The following is a 12,126-nucleotide window of genomic DNA, read 5'->3' as shown; positions in this document are numbered from 1 at the left end:
CGTCAACGACGTCCCCCCGGTCGAGGTCCCCGGCGCCCCCGCCCCGGTCAACCCGACCCCCACCACCACCGCCGTCGCGGCCTGACGGCGAGAGGCAGCCAGACATGAGCATCAAGTGGGCCGCACTCGGCCAGACCGCGGGCTTCAGCCTGCTGATCACCCTCGCGGTGGTCGCCGTCTTCGCCCTCGGCAACCTCGCCCTGAACCGCCGCGAGGCGGCCGTCGAGGCGCGCGAGGCCGGCGCGCCCGGCGCCGGCAGCGGCACCCTGGCGCTGGCCGGGGCGGGCGTCTGCTTCACCGCCTGCGCGGGCGTCGTGCTGTACGGCATCTCGCTGATCGCGGGCTGAACCCCGCCCGGTACGCCGAAGGGCCCCGCGGAGCTGCTGCTCCGCGGGGCCCTTCGCCGTCCGCGGGTCAGTCCCTGACCAGCTCCGGGGCCGGCCGGACGGCGGGCTCCTCACCGGTGCGCAGCGGCACCTCGCGGATGAACAGCACCACCAGGAAGGCCAGCAGCGCGAACGGCGCGGCCACCAGGAAGACCAGGCCGACGCCGTGCCCGAAGGCGTCGGTGACCAGCGGCACCAGCGGGCCGGGCAGCCGGTGCAGGTCGGGGATCTCGCCGCCGCCGAGGGCCGCCCCGGCGCCGGGGTTCACGTGCGCAGCGGCGAGGTTCTCGGTCAGGTAGTGCGTCACGCGGTCGGCCAGCAGCGCGCCGAGCGCGGAGACGCCCATCGCGCCGCCCATGGTGCGGAAGAAGGTGACCACGGAGCTGGCGGCGCCCAGTTCGTTCCTGGGGACGGTGTTCTGGACCGCGAGCACGAGGTTCTGCATGGTCAGGCCGAGGCCGACGCCGGTGACCGCCATGGCGAGCGCGAGCGCGCCGTAGCCGGTGCCGGCCCGGACGGTGCCGAGCAGTCCGAAGCCGACGGCGAGCAGCAGGGTGCCGGCCACCAGGTAGGCCTTCCACCGCCCGTAGCGGGTGATCAGTCGGCCGGCCACGGTGGAGGAGACCGCGAGGCCGAGGATCATCGGCAGGGTGAGCAGTCCGGCCCGGGTCGGGGACTCCTCCTTGGCCAGCTGGAAGTACTGGCTGAGGAAGGTGGTCGCGCCGTACATCCCGACGCCGACCAGGACGCTGGCCACCGAGGCGAGCGCGACGGTGCGGTGCCGGAACAGGTCGAGCGGGACGATCGGCTCGGCGGCCCGGCGCTCGGCCAGCACGAACAGGACGGCCAGCGCGAGTCCGCCGCCCACCATCAGGGCGCTCTGCCAGGACAGCCAGGGGTAGTCCTTGCCGGCCAGGCTGATCCAGATCATCAGCAGGCTGACCGCGGCGGTGATCAGCAGGGCGCCGAGGTAGTCGATCCGGGCCTTGCGGCGCGGCGCCTCGGGCAGGTGCAGGGTGCGCTGCAGCACCACGATGGCGAGCAGCGAGAACGGGATGCCCACGTAGAAGCACCAGCGCCAGCCGAGCCAGTCGGTGTCGACGATGACGCCGCCGATCAGCGGGCCGCCGATGGTGGCGAGGGCGAAGACGGCCCCGAAGTAGCCGCTGTAGCGGCCGCGCTCGCGCGGCGGGACCATCGCGGCCAGGCAGATCTGGGCCAGCGCGGTGACGCCGCCCGCGCCGATGCCCTGCAGGACGCGGCAGGCGATCAGCTCGCCGGTGTTCTGGGAGAGGCCGGCCAGCGCCGAGGAGACGATGTAGATCACCAGGGCGATCTGGACCAGCAGCTTCTTGCTGACCAGGTCGGAGAGCTTGCCCCAGAGCGGGGTGGAGGCGGTCAGCGAGAGCAGTGCCGCGGTGATCACCCAGGTGTAGGCGGACTCGCCGCCGTGCAGGTCGGTGAGGATCCGCGGCAGCGCGTTGGAGACGACGGTCGAGGAGAGCACGGCCACGAAGAGGCCGAGCAGCAGGCCGGAGAGGGCTTCGAGGACCTGTCGGTGGGTCATGGGGGTCGTCGGCATACGGATCCTTCGACGGGAGATTTGTTGCGTTTAGCAACCATACGAAGAAATGGTTGAGTGAGGCAACTTTCCAGCCGGTCCAGGCGGGCACCCGCACGCTCCGAAACTACTTCATGATATGAAGTATCCATCCGCTTTGCCCTTATATCCAAGGAGCTGTGCGATGACTGAGCCGGCATCAGGTTTCCTGGCCGAACTCAAGGACGCCGTGACACCCCGGGCCGCCCTGCTCGTGATCGGCGTCCTGCTGCTCCAGCTCGGCTTCATCACCTCGTACGTCGGGGCGCTGCACGACCCCGGCCCGCACGAGCTGTCGATCGCCGTGGTCGCCCCGCCGCAGGCCGCTCCGCAGCTGGTGGCCGGCCTCGAAGCCGTCCCGGACGACGCCGTCCGGGCGTCCACCGCCCCCGACCGGGCCACCGCCGAGGCCCGGATCAAGGACCAGAAGATCTACGCGGCCTGGCTGGTCGACCCCTCCGGCACCCGCGACACCCTGCTGGTCGCCGACGCCCGCGGTCCGGCCGCCGCGCGGGCCGCCACGGAGATCGTCACCGCGCTCGAGCAGCGACAGGGCCGCACCCTCGCCGTCGAGGACGTCGTCCCGCTGGCCGACGGCGACGCCGAGGGCCTGTCCTCCTTCTACCTGGTGGTCGGCTGGTGCGTCGGCGGCTACCTGGTCGCCTCGATCCTCGGCATCAGCGCCGGCTCCCGGCCCGCCAACACCCACCGGGCCTTGATCCGGCTGGGCACCCTGGCCGTCTACTCGGTGACCGCCGGGATCGGCGGCGCGGTGATCATCGGTCCGGTGCTGGACGCGCTGCCCGGCTCCGCCTGGCCGCTGGTCGGCCTCGGCTCGCTGGTGGTGTTCGCGGTCGGTGCGATCACGATGGCGATGGAGTGCCTGTTCGGCATCGTCGGCATCGGTCTCGCCGTGCTGGTCTTCGTGGTGCTGGGCAACCCCAGCGCCGGCGGGGTCTTCCCGCCGCCGCTGCTGCCGCCGTTCTGGCGGGCCATCGGGGCCTGGATCCCGAACGGCGCCGGCACCGACGTGGCCCGCTCCCTCGCCTACTTCGACTCCACCGGCATCACCGTGCCGCTGCTGGTACTGGCCGCCTGGGCGGCGGTCGGCGTCGCGGTCACCCTGGCCTCGGTGGTGCGCAGGCCCGGCGGCGAGCCGGCCGAGGCCACGGCCTGACGGCCGGCCGGCCCCCGGGCGGTCGGACCCGCTCGTCAGACCCGCTCGGAGGCCCGGCGGCCGGGCTCCACCCGGGGCGAGAGGCGGGTGAAGACGAACCGGTTCATCGCCCAGAACCGGAAGGCCATCGCCAGCAGCGTCCCGACGATCATCCCGCTGAGGAAGTCGGCCGCCTCCTGGGTGAGGTGGCCGACCTGCGGTTCACGCAGCTCCAGCACGTACCGGGAGAAGGCCAGCGGCAGGTCGTTGACCACGATGGCCACCGCGCTGACCACGAAGTACATCGCCGCCTCGCGCTGCCGCCCGGCGGCCCGGAACGACCACTGGCGGTTCAGCACGTACGAGAGCACGGTCGCGATCAGGGTCGCGATGGTCAGTGCGAGCACCGGCTTGTCGTGCAGCACGGTGAGCTTCAGCCCGAAGTTGATCACCATGGTCAGGGCGAAGCAGGTACCGCCCACCATCATGAACTTCACCAGCTTGCGGTGTTTCACCAGGAACGGGCGGTACCGCTTCGGTACCCGGATCAGGGCGCGCTGAGTGGGCGACGGCACGGCGAAAGTGTTGCACGTCACACCGCCCGGCCGGTATTCGGCGCGGGGGTGTGGCGCCGGTCCGCGCCCCGGCCGTCACCCCTCGGCGATCCGCAGCACGCCGGTGGTGGTGCCCTGGAGCACCACCCGGCCGGGTGCGACGGTCCCGGCCATCTGCAGGGTGTCGAAGACGAACCCGCTGCCCAGCCACCTGGTGCGGACCACCGCGCCGGTCGCCGGGTCGATCTCGGCGTAGGAGTAGGGGTCGAGGACCGAGGTGGCGTCGGTCCCGGGGATCACCGGGGAGCGCAGCACCGTGCGGATCAGTCCGTCGGCGGTGGACAGCCGCGGGACGGCCGCCGAACGCAGCCGGTTGTCCCAGACCAGGTCGCAGCCCGAGCCGTCGGCGCGGACGTCCACCCGGCTGAAGCCGCCGGTGAAGGCGCCCGAGGCGGGCACGCTCGGCCCCGCCCCGTCGGGCAGCTTCGGATACGGGTAGCCGTAGGTGCCGGCCACGAAGACCGCGTTGCCGGCCGCGATCGGCGAGTTCTCGCTGCCGCTGCCGCCCGCCTTCAGCACCGGCACCGAGCAGACCTGCTCGCCGCTGCCGGTCCGGTACACCAGCAGGTGGACGGTGGGCGCGGCGTTGTCGACGACCGTCAGGTAGTCGGTGCCGGTCGCCGGGCCGAAGAAGGTCGGGGTGGAACCGGTCCCCCAGCTGAGCTGACCCGGCTTGCGGCCCGGCCCCCGGTCGTACGGCTGCCGCCAGGCGACCCGCGGGGTGCCGTCGGCGCCGGCGGTCAGCAGGTAGGTGGCGTGGGTGGTGGCGACGGCGGTGCCCCCGGGCGCGGTGGAGATCGAGTTGGCGATCTGCTCGCCCGCCGGGAGCACCAGGGTCCGGACCGCGCCGGTGCGGTCGTCGGCGGTGCCGACCACCCCCTTGCCGGTGGCGAACCAGACCCGGCCCTGCCAGTCCGGCGACAGCCCGGTGACCGCGTCGCCGTCGGGGACGGCCCCGGCCAGCGACAGCCGGCCGTCGACGAACAGCTCCCAGCCGCCCGCGGCGGTCCGGCGGTGGCCGATCCGCAGCAGGTCGCGGGCGCCGTCGACGGCCACCAGCCGGTCGCGCTGGTCCAGGTAGGCGTAGACCCCGCCGAGCAGCGACCCCTTGGTGAGCGGCAGTTCGGCGAGCGAGTGCCCGTCGGCCGGGTCCAGCAAGTGGACGGTCGGGGTCAGGCCGAAGATCGTGGTGCACAGCGCCACCGGGTAGCCGTCGGCGCCGACCAGGACGGTCGGGCAGGCCGAGGCCAGCGCGGTGCGGTGCGAGGTCAGCGCAGCGCCGGGGCGCGGACCGGGCAGCACGGTGGCGTCGGAGGAGCCGGTGTCGCCGTGCATGGTGGCGGTGCCGTCGGGGCCGGCGTACGGGTTGTGCGGCGGCAGCGGGCCGAAGCCGGTGGCCGCGCCGGCGGGTCCGGCCGCGGCGGCGGTGAGCAGGGCGGCGACCGCCAGGACGGCGGCGCGGGCGGGCAGCGCGAAGCGCATAGGGTTGTCCCGTCAGGTGTGAGGAGGGGCGGACCGCGCGGCGGTGCACACACCCGGACGTGCTCCCGGCCACGGCCGGGCGGGGACACCGCGATCAGAACGCGGTGCGACAGCTCGCGGAGCACGCGTACGCCAGGTCGACGTCGAGTCGACGGCTCAGGTACGCGTGGCGATGCATGGGGCCAGCCTGCCGTACTGACGGACCGTCTCACAACGGTGTCTCAGAGTACGGGCGGGACAGCCCGCGAGGGGCACCGGGATGCTCCCGGCGCCCCTCGCGGGCCTGACCTCGGACCTACGCCGCGACCAGCACCTCGGCCGGCTCCAGGGCCAGCTTCAGCACCTCCCGGACGTCGGCGACCGGGTGCACGGTGAGGCGCTCCAGCACCTCGGCCGGGACGTCGTCCAGGTCGGGCTCGTTGCGCTTCGGGATGATCACCGTGGTGATGCCCGCCCGGTCGGCGGCCAGCAGCTTCTGCTTCACCCCGCCGATCGGCAGCACCCGCCCGGTCAGCGAGACCTCGCCGGTCATCGCCACGTCGGTGCGCACCTTGCGGCCCGAGAGCAGCGAGGCCAGCGCGGTGGTCATGGTGATGCCCGCGCTCGGACCGTCCTTGGGCACGGCGCCGGCCGGCACGTGCAGGTGGATGCCCTGCTCGCGCAGCCCGGTGACGGGCAGCTCGAGCTCGGCGCCGCGCGAACGCAGGAAGGAGAGCGCGATGTGCGCGGACTCCTTCATCACGTCGCCCAGCTGGCCGGTCAGGGTCAGCCCGGTCGAGCCGGTCACCGCGTCCGCCAGCGAGGCCTCGATGTAGAGGACGTCGCCGCCGGCGCCGGTCACGGCGAGCCCGGTGGCCACCCCGGGGACGGCGGTGCGCCGCTCGGCCGGCTCCTGGGCCGACTCGGGGACGTGGTGCGGCCGTCCGATCAGGGCCCGCAGGTCGTCCGGGCCGATCGCCGCGGGCAGCTCGCGCTCGCCGAGCTCGCTCTGCGCCGCGACCTTGCGCAGGATCCGGGCGATCGACCGCTCCAGGTTCCGCACGCCCGCCTCGCGGGTGTACTCCCCGGCCAGCCTGCGCAGCGCGCCCTCGTCCACCGTGGCGTCCTCGGTGCGCAGCCCGGCCTTCTCCAGTTGCCGGGGCAGCAGGTGGTCACGGGCGATGACGACCTTCTCGTCCTCGGTGTAACCGTCCAGGCGGACCAGCTCCATCCGGTCGAGCAGCGGCTCGGGGATGGCCTCCAGCACGTTGGCGGTGGCGAGGAAGACCACGTCGGAGAGGTCCAGCTCGACCTCCAGGTAGTGGTCGCGGAAGGTGTGGTTCTGGGCCGGGTCCAGTACCTCCAGCAGGGCGGCCGCCGGGTCACCCCGGTAGTCGGAGCCGACCTTGTCGATCTCGTCCAGCAGGACCACCGGGTTCATCGACCCGGCCTCCTTGATGGCGCGCACGATCCGGCCGGGGATGGCCCCGACGTAGGTGCGGCGGTGGCCGCGGATCTCGGCCTCGTCCCGGACGCCGCCGAGCGCGACCCGGACGAAGGAGCGGCCCATCGCCCGGGCCACCGACTCGCCGAGCGAGGTCTTGCCGACCCCGGGCGGGCCGACCAGCGCGAGCACCGCGCCCCCGCGGCGCCCGCCGATCAGGCCGAGCCCCTGGTCGGCCCGGCGCTTGCGGACGGCCAGGTACTCGACGATCCGGTCCTTCACGTCCGCCAGACCGGCGTGGTCGGCGTCCAGCACCGCGCGGGCGGCGGCGATGTCGTACGCCTCCTCGCTGCGCTCGTTCCAGGGCAGCTCGAGGACGGTGTCGAGCCAGGTCCGGATCCAGGAGCCCTCGGGCGACTGGTCGGAGGAGCGCTCCAGCTTGTCGACCTCCTTGAGGGCGGCCTCGCGGACCTTCTCGGGCAGCGCGGCGGCCTCGACCCGGGCCCGGTAGTCGGCCTCCTCGTCGGCGGCGTCGCCGTTCAGCTCGGCCAGCTCCTTGCGGACGGCCTCCAGCTGACGGCGGAGCAGGAACTCCTTCTGCTGCTTGGCCACACCCTCCTCGACGTCCTTGCGGATGGTGTCGTTGACCTCCTCCTCGGCGAGGTGGTCGCGCAGCAGGGTCAGCGCGTACTCCAGGCGGGCCACCTGGTCGGCCTCCAGCAGCACCTTGAGCTTCTGCTCGGCGGTGGCGAAGGGGGCGTAGCCGATGTTGTCGGCGAGCTCGCCGACGTCGTCGATGGCGGCCACCCGGTCGACGATCTGCCAGGCGCCGCGCTTGCGCAGCCACTGGGTGGACAGCGCCTTGTACTCCTTGACCAGCTCGGCGGCGCGGCCGGCGACCGGCAGCCCGGCGTCGGACTCGCGGAACGGCGTGGTCTCGACCCAGAGCGCGGCGCCCGGGCCGGTGGTGCCGGACCCGATCCGGACCCGGCGCACCGCGCGCACCAGGGCGGCCGGGTCCCCGTCGGCCAGCCGGCCGACCTGTTCGACGGTGGCCAGCGTGCCGACCGCGGCGTACGAGCCGTCCAGCCGGGGCACCAGCAGCACCTGGGGCTTGCCCGCCCCGCCGGCCCCGGCCCGGGCGGCCTCGACGGCGGCCCGGACCTCGGCGTCCTTGAGGTCGAGCGGGACGACCATGCCGGGGAGCACGACCTCGTCGTCGAGCGGCAGCACGGGCAGAGTGAGCGGAGTGGACGTCGATGCCATGATCTCTCCCCAGTCAGCGAAGTTGAGTTGACCTGACTAAGGTTTGGCGCGGACGGATTGTTCCCGCGCCACTGTTCGCTGTGAGCGATCGACCCCACACCCCTCCCGGCGGCGCGGGCGCGCGCGGCATCGCCGCAGTGGGAAGCGATGAAGGCCGGGGATCAGGCCTCGGAGCGGGCCGGGCCGGGGCGTCGGGGGCGGACCGTCGGCCAGTGGGGCAGCGGCAGGGGGCGGCCCGGGCCTCGGCCTCCGCGCCGCACCCGGCCCCACAGTGCGACGCCGACCAGCAGCGCAGCCGGGTGCCCGACGGCGGTGACCAGGTCGGTGTCGGTCAGCAGCTGTCGTCCGACCAGGGCGCCGGCCACCGCCAGCACGGCCACCCGGCCGGGCAGCGGCAGCAGTCCGGCCAGCGCGCCCAGGCAGGTCAGCACGCCGTAGCTGACGCCGATGTCGAGTTCGTCGAGTGCGCCGGAGGCGAGCACGCCGCCGGCCACCGCGCCGGCCACCACGGCCTGCGAGAGCAGGGTGGCGCCGATGTGGCCGGTCGCGAAGACGCCGGCCGCCCGCCGGCCGCCGATCCGGCGCTCCAGCGGGGCGAGGGTGGCGAGGAAGGCCCAGAAGTACGGCATCCACACCGGCCCCGCCACCCAGAAGCCGCTGAACAGCAGCGCCGAGACCGGCCGCACCAGCAGGTTGTGCACATCACTGCTGGACGCGCTCTGCAGGCGCCGCACCAGCTCGGGGTCGCCGAAGCGGGCGAACAGCGTGGTGCCGAGCAGCAGCGCGAGGTAGCCGAAGGTGAACGGGTTGCGGCGCGGCGTCGGCAGCAGCCGCAGCGCGGCGCGCATCCCGGCCGGCCGGGAGCCCGCGCGAAGAGGTGCGCGGAGGCGTGCGCGCGAAAAGACGGCGGGACGAGGGTCGATGGGCACCGCGTCGTCCGCCATCGCGCCTCCGTCCGCGGATGAGCCGGTCACGCCTCCCTCAACGCCCGTGTGGGCGCCAGAGATCCCCGCCGAGGTTTGTCGTGCCCACGATACGTCCACCACCTGGGAGTCCGCTGGGGATCTGCTGAGAATTCCTCAGGCCGCCCCACGCGACCGGGACCCGCCCTGGTACGGACCAACCCTCTGCCTACGGACGAGTAGCTTCCCGTCCCGGGCGGGTTATTCGAATGGGAGGCATACATACCGTCACAAGAGCCGATTTCGGCCGGGTAAGGTATCGCCCCGTGCCCCGGTCCGGGCCCGGTCCGAGACCGGGTCCGAGCTGGTCCGCGGGCCGGAAATGTCCGGTCCACCTGCCGGAACACCCACGGTGTCCGTACCCTGCGATGAGTACGGAAGAGGTGCGTCGACCCACACGGCGCACCGTCCGCACAGCGCCTTCGGCGGAAGGGCGCTCCGCGGATCCGGGCCCGGGCACAGCCCACGACGGAACAAGACGACTACGAGCGGAGCCCCGCCACCCCCACAGGTGGCCGGCCCGCAGCCCTGGGGGCGGTGGCGTGACCGTGACAGAAATGCAGCAAGAGAACACCAGCAGCACGGTGGGCACTCAGCGACGAGTACTCGTCGTCGAGGACGAACCCACCATCGCCGAGTCCATCGCGGCCCGGCTGGGCGCGGAGGGCTTCAAGGTCGCCGTGGCCCACGACGGGCCCGGTGCGGTGGACGGCTTCCACACCTGGCAGCCCGACCTGGTCGTGCTCGACATCATGCTGCCCGGCTTCGACGGCCTGGAGGTGTGCCGCCGGATCCAGGCGCAGCGCCCGGTGCCGGTGCTGATGCTGACCGCGCGCGACGACGAGACCGACCTGCTGGTCGGCCTCGGGGTCGGCGCGGACGACTACATGACCAAGCCGTTCTCCATGCGCGAGCTGGCGGCCCGGGTCAACGTGCTGCTGCGCCGGGTCGAGCGGGCCCAGCAGGCGGCCAGGACGCCGGCGCTCGGCAGTCTGCGCTTCGGCGAGCTGGAGATCGACCACGTACAGCGCCGGGTGCGGCTCGGCTCGGGCGACGTCCACCTGACGCCGACCGAGTTCGACCTGCTGGCCTGCCTGGCCGCCCAGCCGCGCGCGGTGCTCACCCGCGAGCAGCTGCTGGCCGAGGTCTGGGACTGGACGGACGCCTCCGGCACCCGCACGGTCGACAGCCACGTCAAGGCGCTGCGCCGCAAGATCGGCGCCAGCTGGATCCGCACCGTGCACGGTGTCGGGTACGCCTTGGAGGCGCCGCTCTCCTAGTCGGGCGCGCCGACGGCTCGGGCCTCCGGGGGGCCCTGGTCGTATCCGCGCCCGGCTGCCTGCTGCACCCGCTCGCCGCTCGCACCGGCGGGCCGTCCGTACCCGCGCCGTGCGGGACGAAGTCCGCGGTCCGGGGCCGACGTCAGGGACACCATGACCTTTCCACAGCAACGCAACGGGGACGCCAAGGCCTCTCCGCCCCCCAGCCTGGCCACCCGCGCTGTGCTGCGGGTCTGGGCCGACATCCGGCCGCTGGACCCGGTCCGCTCGATCAAGGGCAAACTGGCCCTGCTGGTGATCGTCTCGGTGGTGCTGGCGACCGGCATGGTGGTGGTCGCGATCAGGTCCGAGACCCAGATCCGCATCATCATGATCTTCTCGATCATCGCCTCGCTGCTGTTCATGCAGTTCCTCGCGCACGGGCTGACCGCCCCGCTGCGCGACATGACCGCCGCCGCCCGCGCGATGGCCGACGGCGACTACAGCGCCCGGGTGCACGTCACCTCGCGGGACGAGATCGGCGAGCTGGCGGCCACCTTCAACCGGATGGCCGGCGACCTGGAGGCCGCCGACCGGCACCGGCGCGAACTCATCGCCAACGTCTCGCACGAGCTGCGCACGCCGATCGCCGCGCTGCGCGCCGTGCTGGAGAACGTGGTGGACGGCGTGGTGCGGCCCGACCCGGTCACCCTGGGCGCCGCCCTGGAGCAGACCGAACGCCTCGGCCGCCTGGTCACCCACCTGCTCGACCTGTCCAAGCTGGACGACGGCGTGGTCCCGCTGGACGCCCGTCCGTTCGAGGTCCAGCCGTTCCTGGACGGCGTGCTGCGCGGGGTCACCGTGGACGGCGCGACGGCCGGCGGCGCCTACGCCCGGCGCGGCGACGTCCGGCTGCGGCTCGACGTGGAGCCCGGCGGGCTCAGCGCGGTGGCCGACCCCGAGCGGCTCCACCAGGTGGTGGCCAACCTGGTGGACAACGCCTGCAAGCACTCCCCCGCCGGGGGCACGGTGACCGTGCTGGCCCGCTCCGGGGCCGAGCCGGGCGCCCTGCTGCTCGCCGTGGAGGACCAGGGTCCGGGGATCCGGGTGGAGGACCGCGAGCGGGTCTTCGAACGCTTCGGCCGGGCCGGCAGCGCCACCGCGCAGGGACCGGGCGCCGACGGCGGCACCGGCCTCGGGCTGGCCATCGCCCGCTGGGCCGTCGACCTGCACGGCGGCGAGATCAGGGTGGCCGAGGCGGTCCGCGGCTGCCGGATCGAGGTCACCCTCCCGGGTGCGGCCGTCCGGGGTGCCGCGGTGGACGGCGTGCCGGTCTGAGCACCGGTCCGCCGCCGGCGGCCGCCACAGGGTTGTCACACAACTGGGACACAAGACCCGCGGCCGCGGTGGCCGGATCCGTCCGTACCGCCCGCCAGCTGGGCTTTTGTCTGATTTGATGCCAGTATGGATGGGCGAATGGTGCGCTCCAGTTCCCACCCCTGACGGCTTTCTAACGCACACATTCGGCCAAATAACAGCCCGACACTGTGATCTGGGCGACGCCTGGCCCCCGGGGACTGCGCGATCACTGGTCAGGGGCGTAGCCTTAATCCCCGCTGTCCACCATCCCAAAAGGAAGCGGAAGAGGGCGGTTGCCCCGATGTCGCCACACCCAGAAACCCCCAGCAGCTCGGCAAGCTCCACCACTGGCTTCGGCCCCAATGAGTGGCTCGTCGACGAGATCTACCAGCAGTACCTCCAGGATCCGAACTCGGTCGACCGAGCCTGGTGGGACTTTTTCGCCGACTACAAGCCCGGTACCGAGGTGACTTCAGTGACCCAGGCCGCAACCCCGGTCGGCCCCACGCCGACCACCGTTGCCGCTCCCGCTGCCCCTGCCGCTGCCGCTCCGGCCGCGCCCGCCCCCGCTGTCCCGGCGCCCGCGCCGGTCCAGCCGGCGCCCGCGCCCGTTGCCGCG

General features: G+C 73.4%; 10 protein-coding genes. 5 read left to right on the top strand and 5 right to left on the bottom strand.

Annotation, left to right across the window (positions count from 1 at the left end; translation table 11 throughout):
• The first annotated feature begins 104 nt into the window (after window positions 1-104).
• Complete coding sequence (locus AA75_RS07930) at window positions 105-347, top strand: hypothetical protein (protein ID WP_033819100.1); 243 nt, start codon at window positions 105-107, stop codon at window positions 345-347.
• 67 nt (window positions 348-414) lie between these two features.
• On the opposite strand, the gene AA75_RS07925 is transcribed toward AA75_RS07930, so the two are convergent.
• The gene (locus AA75_RS07925) at window positions 415-1,968 is read right to left on the bottom strand and encodes an MDR family MFS transporter (RefSeq protein ID WP_033819099.1); all 1,554 of its coding nucleotides are present in this window, start codon (window positions 1,966-1,968) and stop codon (window positions 415-417) included.
• 163 nt (window positions 1,969-2,131) lie between these two features.
• On the opposite strand from AA75_RS07925, the gene AA75_RS07920 reads away from it, so the two are divergent.
• Entirely contained in the window at window positions 2,132-3,163 is a 1,032-nt protein-coding gene (locus tag AA75_RS07920) for a membrane protein (protein WP_033819098.1), read from the top strand.
• A 35-nt stretch (window positions 3,164-3,198) separates the two neighbouring features.
• Here the strand turns inward: AA75_RS07920 and AA75_RS07915 are convergent, their stop codons facing one another.
• The 4 genes from AA75_RS07915 to AA75_RS07900 form a co-directional block, all read right to left on the bottom strand.
• Complete coding sequence (locus AA75_RS07915) at window positions 3,199-3,717, bottom strand: GtrA family protein (protein WP_033819097.1); 519 nt, start codon at window positions 3,715-3,717, stop codon at window positions 3,199-3,201.
• A gap of 75 nt (window positions 3,718-3,792) precedes the next feature.
• A complete protein-coding gene (locus AA75_RS07910; RefSeq protein ID WP_033819096.1) occupies window positions 3,793-5,238 on the bottom strand; it encodes a hypothetical protein in 1,446 nt (481 codons plus the stop codon).
• 295 nt (window positions 5,239-5,533) lie between these two features.
• Entirely contained in the window at window positions 5,534-7,927 is a 2,394-nt protein-coding gene (gene lon, locus AA75_RS07905) for an endopeptidase La (protein ID WP_033819095.1), read from the bottom strand.
• A 161-nt stretch (window positions 7,928-8,088) separates the two neighbouring features.
• A complete protein-coding gene (locus AA75_RS07900) occupies window positions 8,089-8,901 on the bottom strand; it encodes a rhomboid-like protein (RefSeq protein ID WP_149038009.1) in 813 nt (270 codons plus the stop codon).
• Window positions 8,902-9,446: 545 nt separating this feature from the next.
• On the opposite strand from AA75_RS07900, the gene AA75_RS07895 reads away from it, so the two are divergent.
• From AA75_RS07895 to AA75_RS53940, 3 genes are all read left to right on the top strand, one after another.
• On the top strand, window positions 9,447-10,169 hold the full coding sequence (locus AA75_RS07895; protein ID WP_033819094.1) for a response regulator transcription factor: 723 nt from the start codon (window positions 9,447-9,449) through the stop codon (window positions 10,167-10,169).
• Between the two features lie 153 nt (window positions 10,170-10,322).
• The gene (locus AA75_RS07890) at window positions 10,323-11,486 is read left to right on the top strand and encodes a cell wall metabolism sensor histidine kinase WalK (protein WP_051811990.1); all 1,164 of its coding nucleotides are present in this window, start codon (window positions 10,323-10,325) and stop codon (window positions 11,484-11,486) included.
• Window positions 11,487-11,604: 118 nt separating this feature from the next.
• On the top strand, window positions 11,605-12,126 hold a 522-nt coding region (locus AA75_RS53940), incomplete at its 3' end, for a hypothetical protein (protein WP_368666551.1).

The organism is Kitasatospora sp. MBT63, from assembly GCF_000710465.2.
In the GTDB taxonomy this organism is placed as follows: Bacteria; Actinomycetota; Actinomycetes; order Streptomycetales; family Streptomycetaceae; genus Kitasatospora.
Note: the sequence above shows the minus strand (reverse complement) of the source record. Positions and strands in the feature narration are given on the sequence as shown.

Coding starts and splice junctions, on each gene's coding strand:
- AA75_RS07930 (WP_033819100.1), top strand. CDS start 105: ATGAGCATCAAGTGGGCCGCACTCGGCCAGACCGCGGGCTTCAGCCTG.
- AA75_RS07925 (WP_033819099.1), bottom strand. CDS start 1,968: ATGCCGACGACCCCCATGACCCACCGACAGGTCCTCGAAGCCCTCTCC.
- AA75_RS07920 (WP_033819098.1), top strand. CDS start 2,132: ATGACTGAGCCGGCATCAGGTTTCCTGGCCGAACTCAAGGACGCCGTG.
- AA75_RS07910 (WP_033819096.1), bottom strand. CDS start 5,238: ATGCGCTTCGCGCTGCCCGCCCGCGCCGCCGTCCTGGCGGTCGCCGCC.
- lon (WP_033819095.1), bottom strand. CDS start 7,927: ATGGCATCGACGTCCACTCCGCTCACTCTGCCCGTGCTGCCGCTCGAC.
- AA75_RS07895 (WP_033819094.1), top strand. CDS start 9,447: ATGCAGCAAGAGAACACCAGCAGCACGGTGGGCACTCAGCGACGAGTA.
- AA75_RS07890 (WP_051811990.1), top strand. CDS start 10,323: ATGACCTTTCCACAGCAACGCAACGGGGACGCCAAGGCCTCTCCGCCC.